A 26,058-nucleotide genomic window follows, 5' to 3' on the forward strand; every position below is an offset into this window, starting at 1 on the left:
TTTATTAGACAATTTTTTTTATGATGGGCTATCATTTAAGTAAAAACCTCTTGACGCGATTAGGATTGAGAATTAGACCAGTAGTCAAAAAAATTTGATGTTGCCATAAAACAATTGAAAGCAGAAGTTAAAGCTATCTGAACTTCTGCCGCCAAAGTTCAAAAGTATCTTAGGAAATAATTTAGGTTTTTACTATAAAACTTTTATCTAAGTAATAAATCTTAACAATAGTTGGGATTTCAAGCTTAGCTTCTTTTCAAAATTGTCATTTTCACTAAAAGAAACCAATATTAAAATTTTAAATTATCAGAATGATAAAAACCATATTTATTCCAGCACATTTCAAACCTATAATACAAAATTTAGCTGATGACGTGCCAACAGGAGAAACTAAAAAGAACTGGTTAGGACAAGAAAAACAAGTCACTAAAAGAGTGGTTTCACCCAAAGTTGTGGGATGGTCAGATTCAGAAATTGACGGAGAAAGATTATCAGCAGATATAAACAATGAGCTTGAAAAACTATGCTCGCAAAATGCTAAAATCATTTCAATCGTTCCTATCTCTTCCGGTCGTTATAATTATCAATATAGCTCTGAAGGAATATCAAGTTCACGAAGAGTTTTTTCTGAGACAGAAAAAGTAAGCGGTGGTGGAAGTTATGGATTTGGATACGGGTATAGTTATACAGAAGGTGTTTTAATCTGTGTGGAGATTTTATAGCAGTTTGTTAATTAAGTTGTGCCAGAAATGCCGATTTTTTTAATAATATTCATGAGTCTTTCATAAAAATATAAAGTGGATATAATTTTTGAAATTCAACTAAAACTGTATTAGAAATATTTTGATTTGATATACTTGCATCTAAATAATGAATTTCCTTGCCAATTATAAAATAGTTATCAATTTCGGATTTATCTACTAAATCAAGTAAGTGATTTTCATCCTTCAGATTTGTAATTGCAACAGATTCCCTTCCAGAATCAATCCAATAATCTTGTAGTTGTTTAATTATTGAAAAATATTGTTTTAGGTTACTTTTGTTTTGCAATTGATTTTTGAAGTATTCTCTATCAGCACCACTACCATTATTTCTTCCTAATACCAGCCAAATACCTAAACTTTCATCGTGAATTATAATTTGCAAACGAATATTATTGATGAAAGAAAATGGTTTATTGATAGACTTATCTTCATTTAAATATTTAGAAAGTTCAACATTAGATTTTCCATAATGAAGCCAAATAGAATTTATATAATTACCACTGTAACGATTAAAAAAATGTCTACTAACGATTTCTCTAGAATTATGATGGCAATATAATTCATTCAATCCATAGTTTTTAAATTGGGGATAAATTATCTTATGTAATTTCTTAAATTTATTGCTAACATCTTTTCTAATTCTCTTTAAGTCTAGACTATTGATACGGTGATATTTTGTTTCAAAAATTTGATGATCATTTCTCGAAAAAAACTGATCTTTATCTCTAGTAATTTCATCCCCTATTAAATCAACGTCAATTTGATTTTGTTTTTTTCTGTAAGAAGCTTTGATAAAGTTTGATTTATAAGTATTTACAAAGCCTTCTGTGATAAGATACCCCTTAAGATATAGCTCTGTAAACCATTTCAATATTTTTTTACATTCATTTTGGTCATTTACTTGAAAATTCATTTCAACATTTTTATCTAAACCCCAACTTGTAGTATTGGAAGATCCTATAAATGCAGTAAATGAATTATCTTTTTTTTGAAGAAGATACACCTTAGGATGAAATGTGTAATTCGTCTGATACACACGGGCATTGATATGAAGATTATTTAATATTTCTTCAAATACTTTAGGTTCAGTAGCTAGATCAATACCTATTAAAAAATGCTGCTCCACTTCCTTTGAGAGGTTTTTTTGGATAAATTTCCAACCATTATAGCTAATCATAGCCGTAGCAATCCATACGGACTTAGATTCTAATAATTCGGCTTCAAGCTTTTGTTTTATTCCTGTTTGAATTATCATCTTCTCTCTGCTAAAATTGATAGTCCATTTTGCTCACAACAAGCAATTGCAACAGCTGATAAAGGTTCATCTTTATTCATAATCCGTCTAATCTCATTTTTTAAAAATTTCACTCGATTCGTATCTGATATTGAAAGCCCTTCTGGAATTGAAGAAATATTTCTGATTTCATCGATCATCCTTTGGCAAAAATTCCATGTCCGTTCTCTTAGCTCTTCTAAAGGTGTATGATCCAAATGATAAAGTTTTATTGATGTTAAAACTCTTCTATTATCATTAGCATTTAGTATTGCAGCAGAATTTGGTATTGCTTTACCTTTTGAGTCAAATGTTAATAAATATGGGTCATCCTCATCACAAGGATCTAACAACATTATTTCTTCATCTTTACATCTTCCCTTATTTTTTGCTACAGCACTATTTTCAAATAACGGAAAATAATGCCATTTTCCCCCCGTATCTTTCTCAAGATTGAACTTATCTCTTCTCAACTCATTAGAGTATTGACTACTAAATCTATAATTTTCATAATCATAACAAAGCCACCAGTAACCATCATTATCGCCTCGTGGAATTTCTTCTATGTTTATAGCTTTACTTTTTGGTCTGAAATGATCAATATCTCTATCAGACATTACATCTAAAGCTTCTGAATACCAACATTTTCCATTAGATAATTTACTTAAAGGAATAAATAATTCTCGCCAAATTTGATTTTTATCAATAATAATATCACGAGCTTCTTCAGAATCAGCATCAATTAATTGTTGAGTTAAGTTGTTGGCTTTATTCAACCAACCCGCTGGAAGTTCGATTTTACTTAAGTCAATATATCTCATAGGCTTTTTTCTTCATCCATAATTTGCTTTATCAGAGCCGCCATTTTTTCATTTTGTTGATTTCTTTCATCAATATTTGAAGGAAGTTTTTTCAAATCAGGGTTTTTATAAACCGCTTGTATAAATCTTTCATATAGAGGATCTCTCTGAACTTTCTCAAAACCAACTTTTGATAAGCTTATAATTAATTTTTGAAGTTCTTCTTTTTCTGCTTCATTCAATTTATTTTCTCTGTTTAATACTTCCAATTCTCTTTTTCGGTTTAGATCAAGGTAAGTGTCTTCATCCATCGCTGCTGGCAAATTAAAAAATTCACTAGTTAAAATTCCAGCAACACCTAATCCCTTAGGATCAAAATCAGGCTGAAATGTTTTGATTTGTTGATATTCATCTCCATTATCATCTACACTTTTTACAGTTTGGAAAATGCGAATTTCCTTCTTAGTTAAACCTCCAATCACTAAAGGATCATGCGTTGTCATTAAAATTTGAGTAGTCTTAGGTTTTTGTACGACCTCTTCCAAAAGATTCATATATTTCCATTTCCACAAAGGATTTAAATGAGTATCCGGCTCATCTAATAGTATCAAAGATTCTTCATCTTTTGTAAATCTTAAAAGACCTAAAACTGTAAGTAATTGTTGTTCTCCCTCGGATAACTCTTTAAACGTAATATCCCCATTCACATTACGCTTACGTACTTTAACTCTAATCTCCTGAATCAAATCTGAAATATATGTGCTTTCCAAACTTTTAAAAAACTCTGTATTAGAGCCATATTTTTCAGCAATTTTTTGAAGCTTACTTTGGTTAGATATATATAAGTAAAGCTGTTCTTGTTCAGGATGTTTATTGAAGTCCTCTCTTACCTTTGCTTTGCTATATATAGGAGCCATTGACGCTTCCCATAAATCATTTAAAAAGTCTTTAACAACACCTTTTGCATACCAAAACTTCGGATCTCCTATTTCTTTATCCCCTTTCCATTGAGGTTTTTTCAAAACAAAAAGTACCGATTCTAAACCAATAATATCTAAATATTCTTCTAAAAATGAGTTAATCGTCTTTTCTTTAAATCCATAAAAAGCTAATAAAACAAAATGACTATGTATTAGTCTGGCATAAAATAAAGGTCTTTGCGGAGCATCAACACCATCTAATAAGGCTTTATAAAACCTAAATTGATGTTTATCAAAGTGTTCTAATAGTCGATTACTTACCCCAGAATAATAACTAAAAACATATTTAGGAAAATAGTCAGACTTATTTTCTTTTATGAGTTTTTTAGATATGGGTTTAGTATTCTGCAATACTAAACCATCTTTCGTTTTTGTAATACTATATATCTGGAAATTACCTTTGGTTTTGGGTCCACCAACAATTCTTAAGTTCAGATTTTTACATTTATAATCAAGGATGTAATTAAATGATGTTTGATCATCTAAATCAAGATCCCTAAAAATAATAACAAGAGCTTCAAGTAAATTTGATTTTCCAGCAGCATTCTGCCCCAATAAAACAGTATGCATGTTGGATTCATTCAAATCTATATTAAAATCACGAAGATTTTTGAATTCGTCTATGTATAATTTATCGATTCTCATACCAATTCAATATAACCTTTTTCGTTTTCTACTTCCTTGACAGTCTTATCAATCTCAATCTTTTCTTTCAAATCGGCATAAAACTTATCAATACTGTCTCCAATATTTTTATTGTCAAAGTGTTTGGACATTTTCCAAAGATCCTCAGCATGTAATTTTCCGTGCTTTTTTAATAAATCAATGAGTTCCATAAGCGTGGTTTTGCTATCGTATTTGATATTTCTTGAAAGGACTGACGTATCAATTGTATTTGGTTCTTTTTTTATGAAATCAAAATCGTTTTCCCCTAACATTTTTATAAGCGAGCTATGAATAATGCTTTCAGCATTAATCTTATTTTCTATAATAACCTGCTCAAGTTGAGCTATGTAATTTAATAATTGATCAACTTTTTCTATTATAATAATTTGTTCTTCAACAGGAGGAATACATACTATTATTTCGAGAATTGTTTTTCTATCAATTCCAGGAATAATTCCTGTTGATTTTTTCTTGAGATAATCATTATTTACATCTAATATTAACTTGATATACTTTACAGGGATTATAATGGTATTTATTGCCATTATTTGTCTAGCAATATGAGCCTTGTCTAAATTTAACCAAGCCATTTTACCAACTCCAGATCCTTTACAGATAAGTAATAATTCATTTCTAACGGCTATCGACTTTGGAAATTCCGTCCAACGGTTTATAACAACTGCCTCTTCATTAAAATTACTAGCTCCTGTTATATAAGGAATTCCTCGGTCTACAGTATCTGAATATAAATCAGGAGCTAAATCCTGTCCAGAAGTCAGTTTAATAACATCTCCCAATTTACACCATACCCAATTATTTGGTTCATTAAATAGAATTTTGTTTTTATCTATTAAATATTTTATTTCTTTTTTTATCTTTTTCTCTTTGATAAGCAATTCTCGTTCTATCGATATACGCTCAAGCAATTTATCTGCAGATTCTATATTGGGGTTTTCTTTTCTCCAATTTTCAGTAAGATTTCCTTTAATTGCTTTATCAAAAACAGATTGACGAAGTTCCGAAAGTGAATTCTCTTGGTACTCAATTTCAGATAATAGACCGTTGTATTTTTCTTCTACTTCACAAATTTTTTTTAAAATTTCATTTTGCTCTTCCTTACTAGGTAAGTAAATATCAAATCCAAATATTTGATATGGGTGTATTCTCTTGGAACCAACTCCTTTAGCCATTCCTTCTAGTTTTGCATAGAAATTACCTTTTTTAAAGAAATAATAAATCCATTCAGGATAGCAAGATTCATCCACATCAAAGGCTGGAATATCCGAGCTGGACTCAAAACCATCTAATTCTTTAGGGATAATACCAAACGCACCTTTATGTAGGTTTTGTTTACCATAAATGAATTGCCCAGCTCTCCTAGTATAATATTTTGTAGCACCTTCCTTATCGTTTGTTTTTGGTCTTTTTTCAACGCCAAGCATATTCAACCGTACTCTAAGACGTTTATCCGTGTCTGGATTTTTCGAAACTATTTTAGATTCAGTTAATAATGATCCTAATTTTACTTTTTTCCAATCTCTCATAAAAAAGTCTTTTTAATTTCATTAATTAATTCCTTACTTCTGACAATTGAGTTTTCTATCTTTTCAATTAACACCTCAACAGATTCTGTTTTTTCAACTTCATTCCGGGTAGGATTTTCATTATCTAAATCATAATTAGACGCAGTTATTGACTCAATATTTACTTTCCAGGCATATTCATTTTCTTCTCTATCAGTCCACCATTTTCTAATTGAATCGAAATCTTCAATAGTTATTATTCTATTTTTGTTAAAGTTTTTTACATCATTAGGTAAAGGCATCTCATAGTACCAAACTTCTTTGGTGGATTTTCCTTTATCAAAGAACAAAAGATTAGTTTTAATAGAAGTATATGGATTGAAAACACCATTAGGTAAACGCACGATTGTATGCAGATTACAGTTCGTCAGCAACTCTTCTTTAATTCTGGTTTTAACACCTTCTCCGGATAAAGAACTATCAGGTAAGACAACTGCAGCTCTACCATTTTTCTTCAGAATTTTAATGATTAATGCTAAAAATAAATCAGCTGTTTCTTTGGTACGAAACTTTTCCGGAAAGTTTTTTTCAGTCCCGTCTTCTTCCTGACCACCAAATGGAGGGTTCGAAAGTACAATATTTACTTGGTTTTTTGTATTCCAACTATCATAAGGTATCGATAATAAGTTTCCCCTAGTGATAGCTGGTTTTTCAATTCCATGTAGGATTAAATTAGTTGTGCATAGCAAGTGCGGCAATGGTTTTTTCTCAACACCTCTTATAGACTCCTGAATTTTTAGTGAAGATCTGTCAAAGTGATTTTGTAAGGATAAATTATCTAAACTACAAGTTAAAAAGCCACCAGTTCCACAGGCAGGATCCAATATACTTTCTCCTATTTGAGGATTTATCATTTCTACCATAAATTGAGTAACCGCTCTGGGAGTGTAAAATTCTCCCGATGAACCTGCACTTTGAAGTTCTTTTAAAATAGATTCATAAATTTCATTAAAAACGTGGATATCTTTATTTCGACTTGAAAAATCTATTTTATTGATTTCATTAACAACTTGTCTGAACAAATTTCCACTTTTCATGTAATTATAAGTGTCATTAAAGACAGATTTTATAATTACGGACTGATCGGTATCTGTTGGGTGTATCGATTTAAGAGCAGGAAAAAGCTCTTCATTAATAAATTCAATCAATTCATCACCTGCCAAGCCATTTTCATCGGCCGCCCAATTTTGCCATTTTAATTCTTCAGGAATTGGACTTTTATACTCTTTTCTTCCTATTTTCCATTCTTCTTCTTTGTCTGCAAATATTTTCATAAAAAGCATCCATACCATCTGAGAAATACGTTGGGCATCGCCGTCAACTCCTTCATCTTTTCTCATTATATTCCTTATGGATCTTATTACGTTGCCAATACTCATTTTTTTTATATTTTTCTTAATTTTCGCACGAGCGATAACTACAAATATACAACCTTTAAAATGTCTGTGGGCTTACTTTTTATTAAAAAAAAGCGCTTATTTTTAATTAACCGCTGTATTGACCTAATTCTAAATAAATTAAAACTTTAACTATTTTATAATATTTGTATATTTAAAATTCAAGTAAAAAAAATGAAACAAGTAATTGCATTTGCCGACGAATTTGGAAATAATTCATTCAAATTCTCATCGGAAAGTACACATTTTATTGCAGCGGCGATTATTGTAAATATTGAGGACTTAGATGAATTCTACGATGGTGTTGAAAATATAAGAGCAAAATATTTTCAGACAGGAGAAATAAAATCATCCAAGATTAAGGACAATCATACCAGAAGGAAAATTATACTCAATGAAATTGTTAAGCTGAAATTTAATGTCTACTCCGTTGTAGTAGACAAAACCAAACTTTATGGTGAAGGTTTCAAATTTAAAAAATCATTTTACAAATATTTGAATGGCATCCTCTACAAGGAACTTTACAAATCCTTCCCACAACTTGAACTTAAAGTTGACGAACATGGAGGTAATGAATTTATGCTTGAATTTAAAGAATATGTAAAGCAAAATCACATTCGAACCCTATTCGAAGGCTCTGACTTTTTTGTCAGTGAAAGTAAGGAAGAACTTGGTGTACAAGTGGCAGATTTGATGGCGGGAACCTTGGGATATATTTTTGATGAACACAAAAAAAGTTCATTTTCTGATAGCTTTATGGACATTATTTCTGATAAGATCATCAGCATCAACCATTTCCCCAAATTGTATAAAACCAATGAATACACTGAGTTTTCTACCGATGAGTTCTATAATCAGGCTATCAGTGATCTTAGTTTAAGAAGTATTTTCGATTATCTTGATACAACATCATCTGATACACAACTTATACAAGATTCCATCAATTTCTTAAAGGTTCTCGTAAGATATCATGAATCCAATCATTACAAAAACTATACTACCGCTCAAGAATTCATAGAACATCTAAATGTTAATAGAGAATCAAAGTTGAGCAAAGAACAGTTTGTAAATATGGTGGGAAGTTTAAGAGATAAGGGTATTCTGATTGCCAGCAGCCGTGAAGGATACAAAATACCTACGAGTAATCAGGAAATAAAAAAATATGTTCTACACGGAAACTCAATCGTTATACCTCTTTTAAGAAGAATTAATGTCTGCCGAGAGGCAATACTTCTTGCTACGAACAACTCTTTAGATATTTTAGACGAGCCTGAGTTTGAAACCTTAAAAGATATTATCAAGGGATTATCAAAATAAGGTTAAACTATCATTATTTAAATGAAATAGAATTCTACTACAAATGGCTAAAAAAAATAATAAGATCTGGACTAATGACGGAAGTAAAGATTTTGAGGAATTATTGATCTCTTTGTCCGAAAAGGCAGATACTATAAAACTAGCAACTGCATTTTTTTCTGATACCAAATTAATAAATCAATGGAATAAGGCTGATAAAAACATTAACTTATTGGTCTCACTGCGTCCCCCGACAAATTACTACTCTCTTAATAGCATTTATAATAAAGAAAAAGTTAGCGTACAATTTCTTGGAAAAGATTTTCATTCTAAATTCTTTATTTTTTATATTGACAACCAGCCTTTTGCATGCATTATAGGTTCATCCAACTTTACAGCAGGAGGAATTTATAATAATATCGAAACAAATGTATTGCTGGATGATCAGAAATATCTAAAGGAGGTTGATCGTGAATTTTCGAAATTATGGGGTAACTCTCACAAATTGCAGCCAAGTGATCTTGAAGCATTCAAAATAATATTTGATCAATTTCAAAGAAAGGCTGAAAAAGAAAAAGAAAAATATGAGGAGTTCGAAAGGGAACTTCTATCAGGTCGATCAACTAAAAGCAGAAAGGTAAGAACTTGTAGGCAAGCAAAAGAAGATTATAAATTTTGGATTGCAGTAAATGAAATTAGAGACATTGTATCAGAGCTTTCGAAAGAAGAATATCCTGACATACCCGTATATCTGGTCATCGATCATTTTTGGCATTGGGTTAAAGTTATCTGGACAGGAAATAGAATCCAGTTGAGAATGGGACCTAATAAAGCTTTAAAAATTAAAAAACTTTTTAAGGAGTATTGCGACTGGGACAAGTCAGATAGAAGCTATACGCAAGAAATGGCTAAAAATTCAGAAACAATTTTTTCGTTCTTATTATCTGAAAATAGGATTGAAAATTTAACTGAAGACGATGCTCAAAAAATCTTTTCTAATTTACATTCCGGAGCAATGCGTACAAAGAGATTTGACGCAGCTAAAAAATTTGCAACCAAAAATTCCATAGAACAAATAAGAACTTCATTCAAATATCTGTTGTATTCTAATGAGGAATTGGAATTACGAATTCATAATCTCTATGTAAATCCAGAATATAAACTTAAAGAGTTTAGCTTGTCAGGGATTCAAGATTTAATAGGTTGGGTAATGCCTGAAAAGTACCCTATTCGAAATGAGAAAGCCAATGATGCAGTTGAGATTTTAGGGTATAATTACAGTAAGGTGTGAGTATCCTACTAATAATTTTTTAATATAATTAGCGTACTATCAGGTTAAAATTAATAGTAATGAATAAACTAAATCCGCAATTACTGAATACCGATGAGCTTTATGAATCGGATTTAGAATCTGGCTTAAATGGTGAAAAGGCAAGAGGAATCTATAATCCAATACAGTCAGTTATAAGACTTCATGATGAAGTTCATAAGGCATTGGAAAAGGATGATCTTAGTTTTGAAAGAATTCAAGCATTTTCAACTTATATGCATGAAACTATTCATTGGTGGCAACATGTGGGATCGCATCTCGGATTTATCACAAGCATTAGCTATCCAGCTTTAGCACATATTACGCATCGTGATCTTAACATACTTGTAAAAAGCAATCAGAAATTCAAATCCATAATGGGATATGACAAATATATTTATTCTCAGACTGGAAACCACAATAATCCTGAAGTTAACAGAATTCTGAATTATTATCACGACATAAGCTACGCAAAGGGGTTTATTGCCGATAATGGAAACATTGAAATCATTTGTAAAGACCTTCGCTTTTTTCTACATATGGGGCACTGCTTTCATATGTTATGGTCAACCTCTATAAGTATGCTTTCTGTTTCAATAGATCCCGAGTTTCAATTCCTCCCAAAGATAAATAAATGGGGAGAGAATTTCAGACAAGCAGAAAAAGATCAGGCATCTGGATTTGTAACAGATTCAGGAATGACCATAACAGAATTGGGCACTACTGCAATCTATGAAGGACAAGCAAGATTTAATCAGCTTCAGTATTTATCAATTGCAACTGGTGATAATTTCACTTATAGTGATTTTGTGGCGATGGGAATGCTTGAAGGCATTTATATCAAAGCTTTCGATATTTTTCTTCGATTTACAGAGATTGAAAGACCAGATAATTTGAATAATTCTGTTATTGGTTTGTTCTTACTTATCTGCGATATTGCGATCAATCCAACAGAAGGCTTTCCTTCTAAAATATTGGACTACGAATCATTCATTGTTTCTAACGATCCTGGAATGAGATTTACGTTGCTTTGCATTTCAATATCAAAAGATAAGGATAAATGGATTAATGCTGTTCAGGAATATTCACGAAAAGAATATATAAATCTATCGGAGCAGCTGTGCGAGAGCATTGTCTGTCTACCACCATGGGTAGGAAGTGCAATTGTTGTAGAATGGGCTGAAAAGCATAATTCTATCAAGGATTTATTATCTGAAGAAAGTAAAATGAAATTTAAATCCGAAAATTTGCCCATCAGACTTTTCACCGCTAAATATATAAGGTTTCAGGAAGATAAAGTTAAATACCCCAATATATTCTGCTGGATTGGTAGATCGATGACAAGTAAGCTTAGTAAAGATCAAGATCTTGATATAGTTGAAAAGATATTTAAAAAACATCAGGCATTATTTATAGATGTTATCGGTGGAGAAATCAGACCTACTATTTTCGATGATCATCATGAAGTGAATACTATGGAAACCTTTCAAATCTTCTATCAATCCAATACAACCTACGATATGACGTTCCAATGGATTACAGAAAAAGGACCGTTTAAATACAGATATCAATGGTTGACTACTAAATATTCAGATGAAGAAATGAAAGACTGGATCAGAAACAATTTTAAAGAATCCTACTCAATCTATCCAGAAGAGCTTATGTCAATTTGATTAGAATTATTATAATCTACAACTCCGTAGTTCTATTTACTGGATCAAGATTTGCATCGAAACAAGTTGCTGCTGTTCCAGTAAATGATAGTATTATTTGTTCTTTCACATTAGGATATGCATTAAAAACAAACATCCAAATGGAAAAAAAACCATTATCAGAAGCCCATAATCCTAAGGCCTTTTCAAATTCTGAAGATGCTCCTTTTGCAGCAGCCGACTGATAAAGAACCAACGCTATGTTTGCTTTGACAAAAGCATCTTTTCTATTAAGCCATCTACGATCACTCGCAGTTGGATTGTCAGGGTAACTTTGCAGACCAACTAAATCCAACATATTCTGCGCCTTAACCTTTAAAGGGTCTGGCAATAAAGGATTCACGTCAATTTTACCATCAGGAGTATAAGTAAATGGTATATGTGTATTATGAACATCCGGCCATAAATAATCGGTAAGATTTACTGGCTTTTTACCCTTAGTAGAATTACAATTGGTGCAACCTAAAAGAAAATTAGTCCATTCTAGCTCCAATGTTGGATTAGGTTTTTTTGGCTGTACATGTTCGACAGCTAGAGAAGATGGTAATTTTTGATTACAATAGGAGCAGTACTGTCCCATCCTCTCAATCAAATCACGTCTTGCCTGATCATACGCAGAATAAACTCTATTACTTCCGTCCGCCTCTAACGGTACTGGACCTCGCTCTACAGGACGCATATTTACTGTTCTCCTTTTTTTAGTTTTTTATCCGAGCCTAAAGCAGCCAATCTGGTCATTCTTAGAAATGCAGCCGCTGCGGGATCATTTATTTCAGCATCCTCTTCAATTTTATCTAATTCTTTCAAACTATCTTTACGAATACCAAAATCATCGTCTAAGGTAATATTATTTAAAAGTTCAAGATAATATGTAGTGTTATCATAAGTTTTTTGATATTCCAGACTTCTTGGTTCTACTTTCATGATATGAGAAGTCACCTCCTCAATGCTCATCTTGTCCGGATCTTCTTCCACTACTGCATCCAGATTAATCAATTCTTCAACTTTAAGTGACTGTACGATAAATGGTGAGTGTGTTGTTGCAATAAACTGAATATTAGGAAACGCAGTTTTAAGATCATTAACAACGCCCTGTTGCCACTTGGGATGGAGATGCATATCTATTTCGTCAATTAAAACAATTCCTTTTGATTTTTTAACTGCATCTCTTCCAAAATGAGAATTCAAAACAACACAGCGATAAGCGATTTCTGCTACCATCGCAGCCATAGTCCTAAGTCCATCACTTAAATAAAATAAAGGTATGAATGATTCTTTACCATTTTCATCCGTCAAAATCCCGCCAAGATCATCAGAGTCTTCATCCCATTCCTGTGGTGACCAATTGGGTATGCAAATATCAATAGCTTCAAATACAGCGTCTAACAATACACTTTCAGCTTTACCCTTAAGCCTTTTCCAATACGCTGATTTGATCCATTCCATTGGAGAGGTTTTATCGGTACGACTGTCAATACATCGCGCATATCCATCTCGCAATCTAGAGCCTTTTTTCTTCAATTTAACCGTTTGCTTAGGTTCAACCCATAAGCGTGATGTACTAAAGAAATTAATAACTGGTAAATCTATATTTTCCTGAAGCTCAACATTTACTTTATGATTTAATTCTTCAGCAATTTTAATAATATTAATAGCATTTTTATAATCTGTACGACTTGCTGTTTTTGATCGCATCCACTCAACACTAATATCATTGACGATACCATATGCTTTTACACTTGATCCTTTCTGCGGTACAAATCTATTTTCTAAATCGATTCTTCGTACATCCTCTTTCTGAATATGATAACGCTCTGCTTCATCAATTCCCATAAGAAAAGTTCCGGCAGCAACACGAAGCCCCTGCAAGATGGATGATTTACCTTTTCCATTCTCTCCAATAACAACGGTGAACTGGGTAGAAAAATGAAAGGTTGAATTTTCGAAGTTCCGAAAATTAAGCAAATCTATTTTATTGATTATCATAATATTACAAATTCACAATAATTAACAAATACTGCTAATTAATATTTATACACAAATATAACAGAATAGATTTATATTTTGAAGCGAAATGAGTAAATTTTACACCCCATAAAAACATTCTTTAACTCATGGACAAAAGCTTAAATTCGTTTATTGACTTTCTTATTGAACATAAAAAACTTCAATTTTCAGTGGATCAAATTCATATTGACCCCTCTCTCATTAAAAATGGAATCTTAAAAATTGAAAATGATCATGTATTCATATCTGATTATGAAGTAATAACGAAGCATTTCCTCACAAAATATAAGCAAAAATTTAATACTGTGATCGGTAGCTCATTCGAGAATAATGCAGAATTCATTAAAAATATAGAACAAGATTTTAATAGCACACGATTTAACACAGATTATCTGATACTCTCAAACAATATATGGAAAACAATCATCAAGGAATCAAACTTGGATCACGGATGTTCGTTTTCCGAGTATCTTACTTCTATAGATCGTGATCATACTCCTGAAGGTTTCTACGAATTTATAGAAGCTTATTCCAGCTTATTACCAGAACTGGATTTATCTGTTGATGAAATTGTTGATAATTTTCTGATATTGGAAAAAATAACAAAAAGCGAAATGGAATATAATGTTGATTTGGGTATGGTTTTGAATGGCATCAGAAATGTTTCTAAAAACGAATACGATAAGGGTTTGCAAATTTTGGAAAAGTCTTTGAACCTTCAAGCCACAAACGACACATTGACATCTGCTGTTATTACAGGACTGTATGAAAATAAGAATGATGAATTTTACACATCAGTTCTAAAAAAAATGATTTCTGATGGTGAAAACCTAAACACTATCTTTTTTGGACTGTCCAAAGTTTCAAATCTTTCTGAAAAAGATTCTGAATTATTTTTAGATATAATAAAAGAATATGGTGATGACAAAAATCTGACCATAGCTGTTCTATCTCTTGTTTTCTCAGTTCTAAAAAGTATCCATGCCGTTCATCATCAATTTTGTTTTGAAAAATTAAAGTCAGCTGTAGAAGATGAGATTACTGCGTATTATATATTGCGTAATCTTGATCTGAAAGATGCTTACAGCGTTGAACAGACCGGTATCGTTTTAAAGTTGATTCAGCAGGATTATTTCACTATTGATAAATATATACCTGCAATTGCTCAATCTGTAAGGCGTTTTAAAAATATCGAATACTTTCGACAAATTATTTTGAGCATCATCAATGTTTCTCCTTTCAACCTATTTATAAAGAAATTTCACACATTTATTTATAACGTCGATAAGATCGAGATCGACAGGTTGATGATAGAACTTCTGACCGATAATACCGCAAGCAAAAGATTTACAGGAATTGAGATATTTCAGGAGTTGTCCCAACCTACTCCATACAGATTTACACTTGATATCTTAACATTACCGCCAATTTCACAGTATAAACTTTGGATGGCACTGACGGGAGATTTTCACCAACCAAAGGACAGACTGAATGCTTTGCTACCTTTGTTGGACTCCAAAAGTGAATTGGTCAGGGAAAGTTTTTTGTGCAAATTGGAAGCAATATCAGAAGATTACGGAGGGTATGTACTGGAGGTACTGGAAGAAAATCTTGACGTTAATAAGCCAACCCATAATAGCGCAATCAAAAGAATTAAAAAATACATCAGGGATTTTTATGATAAACACACAAATTCAAAAAATGCTCTTTCAGAGTTCGATCCTTACAATACCCACTTCAAGCATATCAAAAAATTCAATGATCTTTTTCATAAGAATATGAGCAGATCGATTAATCAGGGAGCTAGAGAAGATAGCTTTCTTTCGGTATTGGGAGGAAGTACGGTACAACTGTCCAAAGGAGGAGGATACCGTTTTGGTACAAAAAAAGAAATTGCGCAGTTAAGTTCATTTGGAACAAGCTTTACAATGCCCAGAAGTTATTTTATAGATCCAAACCGATATGACATGGAAATAGGAATGATGATCAGACAAGACTGGAACGATGAAGAATTTGCAAACATCATAAAAACAATTGACAATGAATAGCAGCAACATTATTGTACGTGAGTATCTATCTTCATTAAAAGAGGATACGGAACTCGATCACCTATTCCCCATTTTATTAAATGTAATGGGTTTCAGAATAATTCAGACAGCCAAAGAATCAAAAGGACAATCCCAGTACGGAAAGGATATCATTGCTGTAGGAAAGGATGAAAAAGGAATCAAGCACAGATGGTACTTTGAGCTCAAAGGTTATTCAGATAGGGACATCACTCAGTCTAATTTTTCAAAATCAGATGGAATCAGGGAATCAATCATTGAGGCAAAGGATACAGTCTTTAAAGATTCATCAGTTTCAGGTTTTAATCAATTACCTGTAAAAATAGTCATAGTTCATAATGGGATATTAAAAACCAATATTAGAGATACATTCGAAGGCTTTATATCCCGCGAATTTAAGGATGGTGAATTCGAACGTTGGGACATCTATCATCTGACAGATCTTTTCAGTAAGTATCTATTTGACGAATATTTGCTTTCCGATGCTGAAAGCAATAGATTATTAAAAAAAACATTGGCTTTTCTGGATTCACCAGACAACGAATTGAAGGAATTCAAAGAACTGGTCAATATTCAATTCAGAACTTTTGAAGATATCAGAAGTAGGGCTTTTAAGAAGTTATTCGCAACATTGAACTTATTGAACTCGATCATCTTTCATTACAGTACAGAAAACAATTATCTTGTACCGGCTAAAGAGTGTTCTAAATTTTTGGTTCTCAAAACATGGCATTGGATTCTAGATAATAACTTACAACATAAAAAACCAGTTGTCATGGAGTTTAGAAAAATTCTTCAGGGTCAATTTGAAATATTTGGCAAATATTTCAAATCAACTTTCCCTGTTGCTCGTACCGAGAATGGTCTCTTTTCTGAATTTGGTGCCTTCTATGAAAAAGTAGGCTATCCATTAAGAAGTTTTGAATATTTAGATGATGTGATCTACTATTGTAGACTACGGAATACTTTATATGAGTCAAGAAATAAGACCGCCATACATCATAAGCAGAAAGACCTTATCATTGATTTGATCAATAATAACACCAGTTTCAAAAGACCTCTTTTTGACAACCACTCCATTCCTATCGTTCAATTGTTGTTATTTTTTAGCGACAAAGATTCCTTGAGACAGAAAGATGTTGAATTTTTATTCAGCTATATTGATAAGACTGTTACCAATATTCATTTGGAAAAAATAAAGTCTGATCGATTACCAGAATTGCATAATAACATCGATCTGATCATAGAATTTATTGCTACTAAGAACCGACCGGAAAGTTACTGCGATACTTCTTCAATTTTATTGGCTATTCTACTGGAAATTTGTGTTATTTTTAACTCTAAAGAGCTATTTGAAAAAATACTATCGTTTGTTGATGATAATCTTAGTTTGCAGATAGTATCAATAGATTTCAATAAATATAATGTTGAAAAATTGTTGTTTGAGAAACATTTACATAATGAATACTATGTTGAATGGATTGATAGAGTTCAAGATGGTATGACACTTCTTAAGACTGAAGCTGATTTTAATGAGTTTAAAAAATCAGTTATAGAAAAAAAAGAGGTATCAAAATCATATGACACAGATGATTTGGGACTTTCATGCATGCGATATCTGGCACATAGTTATTTTAAAAATGAGATTTTACCTGAGGAATGGCGAGCTTTGATGAAGGATCAAAGTATCAGATAAAATGTAAATTCTATAAGCTATACAGCGAGTTGAAAAATAACCTACCTCATATATGTTACTGGTGCGGATGTTCTCTGACAGAAGTTTTTTTTAGTAGAGAACATGTTCCTCCATTAGCCTTTTTTCCGAAAGGTCATAGAAATAATCTAATGACAGTACCAGCTTGTGAAAAGCATAATAATAGCTTTTCGGAACTTGATGAAAAATTCCAATTTTTTATCAAAGCATTCAAAACAAACCCAGTTGCAAAAAAAGACTTTGAAGATAGGGTTTTAAGAGGTTTGCAAAGAAAGGAAAAACAAAGTTTTATACAAGATTTAGAAGAAAATGCAAGATCCGGGACTATCTATGGCAAATCATGTTTCTTTCTTTCCTTAAAGGAAAATGAAGCCAAAATATTTATTGAAAAAATAGTTAGAGGTATTTATTTCTATCATCATGAAAAACCTGCAAAAGGAATTATTCACAGTGTCTCGAAAAGAATTGTTTATGAGGGTTTCAACACCAATGCTGCTGTTGATTTTTTAAAGGAGGATTTGCATCCACAGCTCCTCAAAGAGGGCGAATATAACAATCCCGAAGTATTTAGGTACAAATACTTTTCTGCACAAGGCCTATTCATGATATTTATGGATTTCTATGAGCAAGCAGAATTCATTGGAATTGTTTATCCTGAAGGTTTTACATTTGATTAAATTATTCGCAATTGCGATAAAAATTATAAGCAACTAATAATCTAGAAAATATTTAAATGACTCCATCTGAAAAATTTGTATCCGAATTGTGTGAAAAATCCTTTCTCCCTTTTTGGAGTTTTGCAAGTCCTTTAGGAAAGAAGAATAAAGAACTTTGCGATGTTTTGGTAGTTTGCGAAAATACCGTCATCATTATTTCCATAAAAGACATTAAGGTATCCGAACATCCTGATGAGAATATCCAATACGAAAGATGGCAGAAAAAGGCAATCGAAGATTCCATAGATCAGATCTATGGTGCCGAGCGGTATTTAAAAACAGTTAATGAGATAACATTAAGTGATAAAATCACAAAAATCAAATTACCTGAATTTTCAAAAAGAGAAATATTTAGAATAGCGGTAGCTTTCGGTAAAAAGGATAACTATCCTCTGGACAATGGAAACTTTGGAAACGGATTCGTTCATGTATTTGACGAACAGTCAACATTTACAGTTTTAAAAGAATTAGACACAATAACTGATTTTGTAGCATATCTGAAAGCAAAGGAAGATTTTTTAGCAAACAAGCTCGTTTCTGTTCCCAGAGAAGTTGATTTTCTCGCGTTGTATCTTTCGACATCCTTGAAATTTGATTTTGATCCTGACAGTGTTTTGCTTGATGATGGGATGTGGGAAGAGTATTTGAAAACCGACGAATATGCTTATTGGCAAAAAGAATTACCACAAAGTTTTATTTGGGATGAGATAGTTTCTCACCTTCATAAAATCCATATTGTTGATAGGGGGAATACAGAAATGCTGTCCGATCTTGAAACAGCAACCAGAATTTTGACAATTGAATCGAGAATGAACAGAATCGAGTTAGGAATGATTTTCAGAGATGCCATCAAAAAAAAATTAAGAGGAAGAATTATAAAGCCATTTAATGGAAGTGATCATTCATATGTGATTATGCCGCTAAGTTCTAAGAATTGGGACAATAAAGAGAAGGAACTTGAATTAAGATGTCTTATTTCAAGAAAGGAAAATCCATCAGCAAGAAAAGTAATTGGAATCTCTATGGGAGAAGATCCTGAGAAAAAGCTTCTTTTCGATATTTTCTATCTTGATATCGAAAATTTAGATGACCAGACATTGCGAAAGATCGAGCATGCTAAACAGGAATTAGGATATTTTACAAATACGACTACAACTCGAAGTAAGAATATGCGTAATTAATCACTATTAAATTGATACTTATTTCACTTTTTATCTGAATTTAAAATTGATGGAACAAAGAAATACTCTTAATTGGAAAACTTATGAGTCCATTACAAAATATATTTACGAAACTTTGAAAAAAGAATTCAAAGTCAATATAGAGGGATATGGTAATGACTGTAAAATTAAAGGAAAATCTGGTGTTAAGCATCAGATAGACGTTTTAATATCGGAATCCAATGATGTTCATTCCTTCAGAACTGCCATAGAATGCAAATATTGGAATAAAAAGATAAACAAAGATACTGTTATGAAGTTGTGGGCAATCATGTCTGATTCTGATATAGAAGAAGGTATAATTGTTTCAAAAAAAGGCTACACAAATGATGCCCAACAATTTGCCAACCATTACAATATAAAATTAGTTCAATTACAGGAAACAGGAAGCGAAGATGATGACATACAAAAAGAGTTAGAATTCGGAATTCTAAATTTAAATGTAAAAAGCAATTTAAGACGCCCTATGGTCCTCGAAATTAGTGCAAAGACTATTAACGGTGACTCTATAAAATTAACTGAAAAACAGCAATACCAAATCTTTATTGAGAACCACAAAGGAATTAAAAATAAGCTATCGGATGCTATAATGAATTTTAAGAATGAGCTTCATCATGAAAAACCTTCTTTAGTTATTGCTAAAGCTTATGACTTTACCTACTCTATATTACACCACAACAATATTAAAGAATATATCAGCAGTATAAATTTCATTGGAATTTTAACTATCCAAAATGATAGCTATAATAAGGAATATACACTTGTTGACAATGTGTGGCTCATTATGAAATCTATTTTTGAGAAACGGACTTTCTCGATCTCTGAGTTTGGATATATTTCGGAACATAAAGATTAATAAAAATAATGTTGATCAATCTAATAAAAAACATCCTCTGATAATTAATATAGTTTCACTTCTAAATATCATTATCTTATCAGAACCACCATACAGATCTACATAAAAAAGAGCTTAGTTTTTTAAATAGCAATACATAGCAATACATAGCAATACATAGCAAAATTCAGTGATTCTACTGAATTCAGACATTGTCAAAATAACTAATTTCGAACATTACGGTAATCCGTACGGGAGTACTGATACTAACTTATAGATTTGTAATAACATAATAAATATTATTCAAAAGAACAATAAATAAAATTTATAACTATGGCAATTTATGGTGCAGGTTCCAATTGGGACGGGGACGAAATTAAAGATGATTTCTTCGCAAATAATAACTATGTGATCGGATGGGATATTAACGACGCTCAAGACTTATACAATATGCTCTCATCTGTAAAAATTGGAGATATTATATACTTGAAAGCAAACAGACCAGGATCATTAGATCTAAGAATTAAAGGAATTGGACTTGTTAGAAATTCATTTCTCAATATTCTATTTGAGAAGGGAGAAAATTTATCTAGTACGAGAAATAATTTTGAACTGCCTGTCGAATGGATCGACACTGAAGAATTCTTTATTACGATACCTTCAAATACGGGGAAATTAACCAATGTAAGAGCAGCAACCCTTTATGAAGAATTTTTGCCCTTTGTACAGAACGAAATAATAAATAGAATAATTTCAAGAATTATATAAACTACCTTAAAAAATTAAAAAATGAGTTACGATAAATTCAATTTAAATCTATTAGAGAATATTGTTAATACACAATACGGCGATTTCGGTGGTTTAATCCAAGTCGATCGAAGTGATAGTTTTGATTTTTACAAGTTATGTACTGATAAAGGTATTGACATGAAGAAGTTTTTCTTGGTTGGGGTTCATTTTGGAACCAGTTCTCTAACAAATGTTTCAAAACAAAATACTATTTACTGTTTTGTACTTCTTCTTGAAACGAAAAAATACGGTAATTCTTTTGACGAAATTTCTAAATATTTAGAAAACAATGACAATAAAGCGGAAATACAATCTTTTGATTTTCAAGTAACATTCCAAGAATTAGCAAAATGTGTAAAAAGATTTCATCTAGGCTTTGTTTCTCCATTAAGCAAGCATATAGATAATTTTACTATTAAAGAAAACATATAATTATAACTAAACAAAATCGAAGAAAAGACTTCAAATATGAATCCCAACTAAAGTTGGGATTCATATTTAATTAATAATATCAATTTAAAAATTAATTCCCATACAAATATATAATTAACATGACCAATAGATTTATCAATATTTTATTAGAAAAACTTAATGTTCAATACGACCCTGAAATAGTCCCCGTAATGATAGAAGAATACTCGATTCCTCTAAGTTGTTATAGCAATGTAGAGAAGAAAGTATTAGAAGATGGGGGCAGTATTCATTATGGATGGAATATACATGAAAATGGATCGATATACGAAGCCGAGCATCATGCAGTATGGGAAAATGAAACAGGGGATTTAATTGATATAACTCCTAATCAACTTAAAAAAGCGGAAATATTATTTGTTTCAGATAATAAATTTATAGATAATGGACAAAGTCTAGATAATGTTAGGATTAATATTACTAAAAATATTATAGTCGATGACTTCATATTGATTGCTGAGTTTTTTTTTAAACTTTATAATTTTGGTAAAAGAATAGATGATCAGCAATTTTTAATTTCACCAAATATCAATAGAATTATATTAGAATACGAAATGTGGAAAGGACAGCTCGATCTTTTGATAAAAGGCGGAGCAACTGAAAAATCGAAATGTTACTGTGGAAGCAGAAAATCATACAAAAATTGTCATCATCAATTGTTAAAAAATTCAATATCTACAGACTATAAAAAAGCAAAAGAATACGCCAAATCTAAAAATTAAAAACTCATGGAAATTGAAAAAATAATAACTGAATTAAAAAAATTAGATCTTTCACAATATCCCGAAAAAGAAATTAGAGTTTTATTAAATAATATTGGAAAGATGGCATCAATGCAAGTAAATTTCCATCCTGGTAAAATTGTGATGAGAGCACGGCCTCATGATAGTGAGAGTGTTCGATTTAGTAAGAAAAGCGATTTTTCATTTAAACCGCAACAATTTAATAAAACTTACCAAAGAGCTAGTACTCCAAACGAAACTATGTTTTATGCAACAGCTGTTCCTGATAATTTACAAACTGGAGAATTGGACAGCCTTAGAATTATAGGTGTTCTTGAATCAATACCTGAGCTTAGAGATAATGAATCTTCATTCTATAAAAAAATATCATTTGGTAAATGGAAGGTAATTGATAATTTAAATTTGTTAGCGATAGTGCACAGAGAACTTATTTTAAAGAAAGCAGCTTTACGCGTGAATTAGTTGGAGCGTATAATACTTCAATTGAAAATATTCCAAGTGATGTATTGCAAGAGCACCCTGATATTGTTGAAAGATCTTTAAAAATTCAAACATATCTTGCTGATGAGTTTGCAAAAGAAGAAATTAATCATGACTATGACTATATGATTTCTGCAATATTTTCTGAAATAGCAATTAAAAATGGTTTTGACGGTATATTTTATCCGAGTGTAAGAGTATCTGGTAAGGGATTCAATATAGCAATAACTCCCACTGCAACAGAAAAATTGCAATTAATAGTTGCTGGCGAATGCTCTCTTTATAAACATAAGATGCATACTGTTGTAGGAAATGATGCAATAGTACAGCTTACAGGATTTGAGAATGAATTTGAATTAATTGATTTACCCAATAATCATCAAGAAGAATGTTTAAATAAAATTGGTCTTAAATCACTGGAAGAACTAAAGAATTTACAAATGAAATAATTTCGAAGAAAGTTTTAACTATGCTTCAATAGATTTCGGCAACCTTTTTCAAAAACATATCCCTTCAAAAATCGAGAAATGTTTTACAAATAGAGTTGCTCCAAACACTGCAAAAATGCGATTCCGACCAGCGAGAGGAATTGCATTTTTGCCGCAACTTTTCCCTATCCCATCAACCTCAAAAACCTGTAAAGCCATCCACTCTACAGGTTCTTAAAGCACAACTAAAACTTAAATAATCCTTTTATATCAGCTTACTGAAGCCTCCATAATACATATGATTATCTTATGGGATTCTTAAAAGAAAAAACGATCCTCCCAACCTCCTTATCAACCCAAATGTAACCCTGATACTCCCTCCCTTTTTCACTAACCAACCCACTGATATAAGCCATCTCCCCCGCCTTTAATTTCTCAATCTGCCATCTAGGAAGATCTTTACCTCTGAAAGTCGAAGGAACTATAAACTCAAAGCTATGTTCATTATTACCTCCTTTCAATCTCTTATTAAAGAAAAACTCCAACCACTGCTTTTCCGCATTAAACTGCAAGGTCGCATTGAAAAGCCTTTTACTCTTGGATAACATATTTTCAACAAACAAAGGTTTTCCCGAACGAAGAACCTCCTGCTGTTCTAAACTCAAAACCACGCCACAGACCACCGCAGGAATTCTCACAAAATCCATTGGCAAAGAAAACAGTTCATTGGTCAGCTTATCCCTGCTAATCAATGACGGAATCGCTTCTCCTGTGATAGGATTCATAAGCTGTACTACTCTACCCATATTTCCGATATTCAAAAGATTTAGTCGATCTTCCTTTGAAAACCTATGACCTAAAAACTTCTTCCTGAAATCAGGCATTTTTTGTGATTTATAAACGTGAAGCACCACTTCCCCATTGTCATTTAATTTTAACTGTAATCTAGCATTAACATTACCTTCCCCTTCCCCGTCATCACATCTTATAGGGAGCAATACCAAAGTTTTAAATCCTTTTAATAATTCATCCAAAACATTACACTTTTCCAACATCTCCCGCTCAAGTCCAATTTTAGCTAACGCATTCCAGTCTACATCTTCAATCTGATAACGGTATCTTGGGTTAATAACATCAGCAGATGGTTTCTTAGAATAAGAATTGCTATTATTCGAGCTATCACTCTTCAATTTCTTTTTATTCTTCAAAACCTCCACTGCATCAATCGAAACCTCATACTTTTTCAAATCTTCTCTATCAATAGATGATGAACTGTCAATATAATCTTGTAATCCTATCGCAGTTTCTACCGCTTCAAATTCTGTCACTTTAAAAAATGAGTAGGCTTCAGGATTTTTAAGCTGATTGTAAAAATCCGTATAGAATTTAGTAAAAGACTCTGCTGAAGAATCGATTCGTATCATCGAATCGACACCAGCAGAATCAGGTGTAACATCGATAAGATGTCCATTTTGACTGACATTCTGAACCATTCCAACGGAATTATTACTGTGGTGCAGTACCAATAAGGTATTGGCTTCTGAAATTGATGTATTATTGACTGTATTATTCATGACGCTGATTTTATGAGTTGTTTTTATTGTCTTTAGTCCTTAATTTTAAATTGATATATCAACTTGTTTGAAATGTCTACAATGGAGTGAAACATTCTGCAACGGATAGGAGTTGCTGTATTTTAACAACATTGTAAGATGAATCTTTAAAAAAGCTGTCTTAACAGAATTAAGTTTCAATAAACTCCTAACTTTTACAATTCATGACGTTGTAAAAGCCTGAGAGCTTTGCATTACATTTCAAGACAGCTTTTAAGAACTTATATCATCCCATCATCCGCAAAGGAATAATGAGAATCCGAAGTCAGGATAACATGATCCAGCAAAGTCATATTCATCACCTTGGAAGCATCTTTAATCTGAGCAGTCATTTTAATATCACTTGAAGAAGGATTTAAATTTCCTGACGGATGATTATGGGCAACAATAATCCCCGATGCATTACAAAGAAGAGCCGCCTGCAATACAATTCGGACATCGACCAATGTCGAAGAAATTCCAGATTCGGATATTTTCTTAATTCCCAATACCTTGTTTGCCTGATTCAGATATAATGCAAAGAAAGATTCCCGATAGTCCAACTCATCCGCATCGAAATGCTCTCTGAAAATCTCCATTGCATCTCTCGACGATGCTATACACCTTTCACAATTTCCTTTTCTTGAATAGCTCAATTTAATTTCATTAACAATATTGAATTTCATGTAATCTGCTCCGAGTGCGGCGGAGACCTGTTTTTCCCGCACCTACCATTAAAAACCTTGTCGATTCTGTAATTGCAGCTTGAAGGAAACTTTGACTTTTTCTATTCTACTTAATCGATTGTATGATTTATTGAATTGATACAAAATATCTGATAAAGCGTTGACGCTTTATTCTGATTATTCGGTCAACAATTTCATTATCTATACTGATTGATATCAAAAGAATAATAAGGATCAAAATTTCAATGAACTGCATTTGCATCTTGTGAGGTTTCTGACTTTTCTATGCGGATAACCCATTCAGGCAGTCACAATGAAAACTGCAATCAATTCCTTGAAAACAATAAAAAAGCAGATTGATGAAAGCTTGAAATATTTTTGTGGAGGGTTTGGAATCTCTGATTCCGGATACCCAAAAAGATTTTTTTCAGCAGAGACAACGGAATATATTTGCTATAGAAAATGAGACAACCTCCCATGCAATATAGATTTTGAATAAAGTATTGATTGCTTTGAAATCAGTAAATGAGG

At 31.9% G+C, this 26,058-nt stretch carries 23 protein-coding genes; 14 read left to right on the forward strand and 9 right to left on the reverse strand.

What is annotated here, in order from left to right:
- Window positions 1-311: 311 nt before the first annotated feature.
- Entirely contained in the window at window positions 312-722 is a 411-nt protein-coding gene (locus RTY06_RS10845; protein WP_312824848.1) for a hypothetical protein, read from the forward strand.
- 49 nt (window positions 723-771) lie between these two features.
- On the opposite strand, the gene RTY06_RS10850 is transcribed toward RTY06_RS10845, so the two are convergent.
- The 5 genes from RTY06_RS10850 to RTY06_RS10870 are packed head-to-tail and all read right to left on the reverse strand — an operon-like array spanning window position 772 to window position 7,445.
- Window positions 772-2,019 (reverse strand): phospholipase D-like domain-containing protein, encoded by a 1,248-nt coding sequence (locus RTY06_RS10850; RefSeq protein WP_312824849.1) that lies wholly within the window; start codon window positions 2,017-2,019, stop codon window positions 772-774.
- Window positions 2,016-2,858 carry a hypothetical protein gene (locus RTY06_RS10855; protein WP_312824850.1) on the reverse strand — a complete coding sequence of 281 codons (843 nt, stop codon included), beginning with the start codon at window positions 2,856-2,858 and terminating at the stop codon, window positions 2,016-2,018. Before RTY06_RS10855 ends, RTY06_RS10850 begins: the two co-directional genes overlap by 4 nt.
- Window positions 2,855-4,462: an AAA family ATPase gene (locus RTY06_RS10860; RefSeq protein WP_312824851.1), complete on the reverse strand. Its 1,608-nt coding sequence runs from the start codon at window positions 4,460-4,462 to the stop codon at window positions 2,855-2,857. The genes RTY06_RS10855 and RTY06_RS10860 overlap by 4 nt, the downstream gene beginning before the upstream one ends.
- The gene (locus RTY06_RS10865) at window positions 4,459-6,027 is read right to left on the reverse strand and encodes a restriction endonuclease subunit S (RefSeq protein ID WP_312824852.1); all 1,569 of its coding nucleotides are present in this window, start codon (window positions 6,025-6,027) and stop codon (window positions 4,459-4,461) included. The genes RTY06_RS10860 and RTY06_RS10865 overlap by 4 nt, the downstream gene beginning before the upstream one ends.
- Window positions 6,024-7,445: an N-6 DNA methylase gene (locus RTY06_RS10870; RefSeq protein WP_312824853.1), complete on the reverse strand. Its 1,422-nt coding sequence runs from the start codon at window positions 7,443-7,445 to the stop codon at window positions 6,024-6,026. Before RTY06_RS10870 ends, RTY06_RS10865 begins: the two co-directional genes overlap by 4 nt.
- 192 nt (window positions 7,446-7,637) lie before the next feature.
- On the opposite strand from RTY06_RS10870, the gene RTY06_RS10875 reads away from it, so the two are divergent.
- The 3 genes from RTY06_RS10875 (at window position 7,638) to RTY06_RS10885 (ending at window position 11,741) form a co-directional block, all read left to right on the forward strand.
- Window positions 7,638-8,780 carry a DUF3800 domain-containing protein gene (locus RTY06_RS10875; protein ID WP_312824854.1) on the forward strand — a complete coding sequence of 381 codons (1,143 nt, stop codon included), beginning with the start codon at window positions 7,638-7,640 and terminating at the stop codon, window positions 8,778-8,780.
- Window positions 8,781-8,823: 43 nt separating this feature from the next.
- Entirely contained in the window at window positions 8,824-10,050 is a 1,227-nt protein-coding gene (locus RTY06_RS10880) for a phospholipase D family protein (protein WP_312824855.1), read from the forward strand.
- Between the two features lie 203 nt (window positions 10,051-10,253).
- Window positions 10,254-11,741: a hypothetical protein gene (locus RTY06_RS10885; RefSeq protein WP_312824856.1), complete on the forward strand. Its 1,488-nt coding sequence runs from the start codon at window positions 10,254-10,256 to the stop codon at window positions 11,739-11,741.
- 16 nt (window positions 11,742-11,757) lie between these two features.
- Here RTY06_RS10885 and RTY06_RS10890 read toward each other — a convergent pair whose 3' ends face one another.
- Together RTY06_RS10890 and RTY06_RS10895 are read right to left on the reverse strand one after the other, a co-directional pair.
- Complete coding sequence (locus RTY06_RS10890; RefSeq protein ID WP_312824858.1) at window positions 11,758-12,459, reverse strand: HNH endonuclease; 702 nt, start codon at window positions 12,457-12,459, stop codon at window positions 11,758-11,760.
- Window positions 12,460-12,461: 2 nt separating this feature from the next.
- Window positions 12,462-13,766: an AAA family ATPase gene (locus RTY06_RS10895; RefSeq protein WP_312824859.1), complete on the reverse strand. Its 1,305-nt coding sequence runs from the start codon at window positions 13,764-13,766 to the stop codon at window positions 12,462-12,464.
- Window positions 13,767-14,092: 326 nt separating this feature from the next.
- On the opposite strand from RTY06_RS10895, the gene RTY06_RS10900 reads away from it, so the two are divergent.
- From RTY06_RS10900 to RTY06_RS10945, 10 genes are all read left to right on the forward strand, one after another.
- Entirely contained in the window at window positions 14,093-15,835 is a 1,743-nt protein-coding gene (locus RTY06_RS10900; RefSeq protein WP_312824861.1) for a hypothetical protein, read from the forward strand.
- Window positions 15,828-17,549, forward strand: a complete 1,722-nt coding sequence (locus tag RTY06_RS10905; protein ID WP_312824862.1) for a hypothetical protein — start codon at window positions 15,828-15,830, stop codon at window positions 17,547-17,549. Before RTY06_RS10900 ends, RTY06_RS10905 begins: the two co-directional genes overlap by 8 nt.
- Before the next feature lie 149 nt (window positions 17,550-17,698).
- Window positions 17,699-18,244: a hypothetical protein gene (locus RTY06_RS10910; RefSeq protein ID WP_312824863.1), complete on the forward strand. Its 546-nt coding sequence runs from the start codon at window positions 17,699-17,701 to the stop codon at window positions 18,242-18,244.
- Between the two features lie 56 nt (window positions 18,245-18,300).
- Window positions 18,301-19,464 carry a nuclease-related domain-containing protein gene (locus RTY06_RS10915; RefSeq protein WP_312824864.1) on the forward strand — a complete coding sequence of 388 codons (1,164 nt, stop codon included), beginning with the start codon at window positions 18,301-18,303 and terminating at the stop codon, window positions 19,462-19,464.
- Window positions 19,465-19,513: 49 nt separating this feature from the next.
- On the forward strand, window positions 19,514-20,359 hold the full coding sequence (locus RTY06_RS10920; protein ID WP_312824892.1) for a restriction endonuclease: 846 nt from the start codon (window positions 19,514-19,516) through the stop codon (window positions 20,357-20,359).
- A gap of 312 nt (window positions 20,360-20,671) precedes the next feature.
- Entirely contained in the window at window positions 20,672-21,106 is a 435-nt protein-coding gene (locus tag RTY06_RS10925; protein WP_312824865.1) for a hypothetical protein, read from the forward strand.
- A gap of 21 nt (window positions 21,107-21,127) precedes the next feature.
- The gene (locus RTY06_RS10930; RefSeq protein WP_312824866.1) at window positions 21,128-21,559 is read left to right on the forward strand and encodes a hypothetical protein; all 432 of its coding nucleotides are present in this window, start codon (window positions 21,128-21,130) and stop codon (window positions 21,557-21,559) included.
- A 191-nt stretch (window positions 21,560-21,750) separates the two neighbouring features.
- Window positions 21,751-22,320 carry a hypothetical protein gene (locus tag RTY06_RS10935; protein WP_312824867.1) on the forward strand — a complete coding sequence of 190 codons (570 nt, stop codon included), beginning with the start codon at window positions 21,751-21,753 and terminating at the stop codon, window positions 22,318-22,320.
- A gap of 6 nt (window positions 22,321-22,326) precedes the next feature.
- Window positions 22,327-22,803, forward strand: coding sequence for a hypothetical protein (locus RTY06_RS10940; RefSeq protein ID WP_312824868.1), 477 nt, complete (start codon window positions 22,327-22,329; stop codon window positions 22,801-22,803).
- A gap of 44 nt (window positions 22,804-22,847) precedes the next feature.
- Complete coding sequence (locus tag RTY06_RS10945) at window positions 22,848-23,270, forward strand: RES domain-containing protein (protein WP_312824869.1); 423 nt, start codon at window positions 22,848-22,850, stop codon at window positions 23,268-23,270.
- 281 nt (window positions 23,271-23,551) lie between these two features.
- Here the strand turns inward: RTY06_RS10945 and RTY06_RS10950 are convergent, their stop codons facing one another.
- Both RTY06_RS10950 and RTY06_RS10955 read right to left on the reverse strand, forming a co-directional pair.
- Window positions 23,552-24,823 (reverse strand): DUF4099 domain-containing protein, encoded by a 1,272-nt coding sequence (locus RTY06_RS10950; protein ID WP_312824871.1) that lies wholly within the window; start codon window positions 24,821-24,823, stop codon window positions 23,552-23,554.
- A 260-nt stretch (window positions 24,824-25,083) separates the two neighbouring features.
- The gene (locus RTY06_RS10955; RefSeq protein ID WP_312824872.1) at window positions 25,084-25,497 is read right to left on the reverse strand and encodes a JAB domain-containing protein; all 414 of its coding nucleotides are present in this window, start codon (window positions 25,495-25,497) and stop codon (window positions 25,084-25,086) included.
- Between the last annotated feature and the right edge of the window lie 561 nt (window positions 25,498-26,058).

It is taken from the genome of Epilithonimonas sp., from assembly GCF_032055105.1.
GTDB lineage: Bacteria > Bacteroidota > Bacteroidia > Flavobacteriales > Weeksellaceae > Epilithonimonas.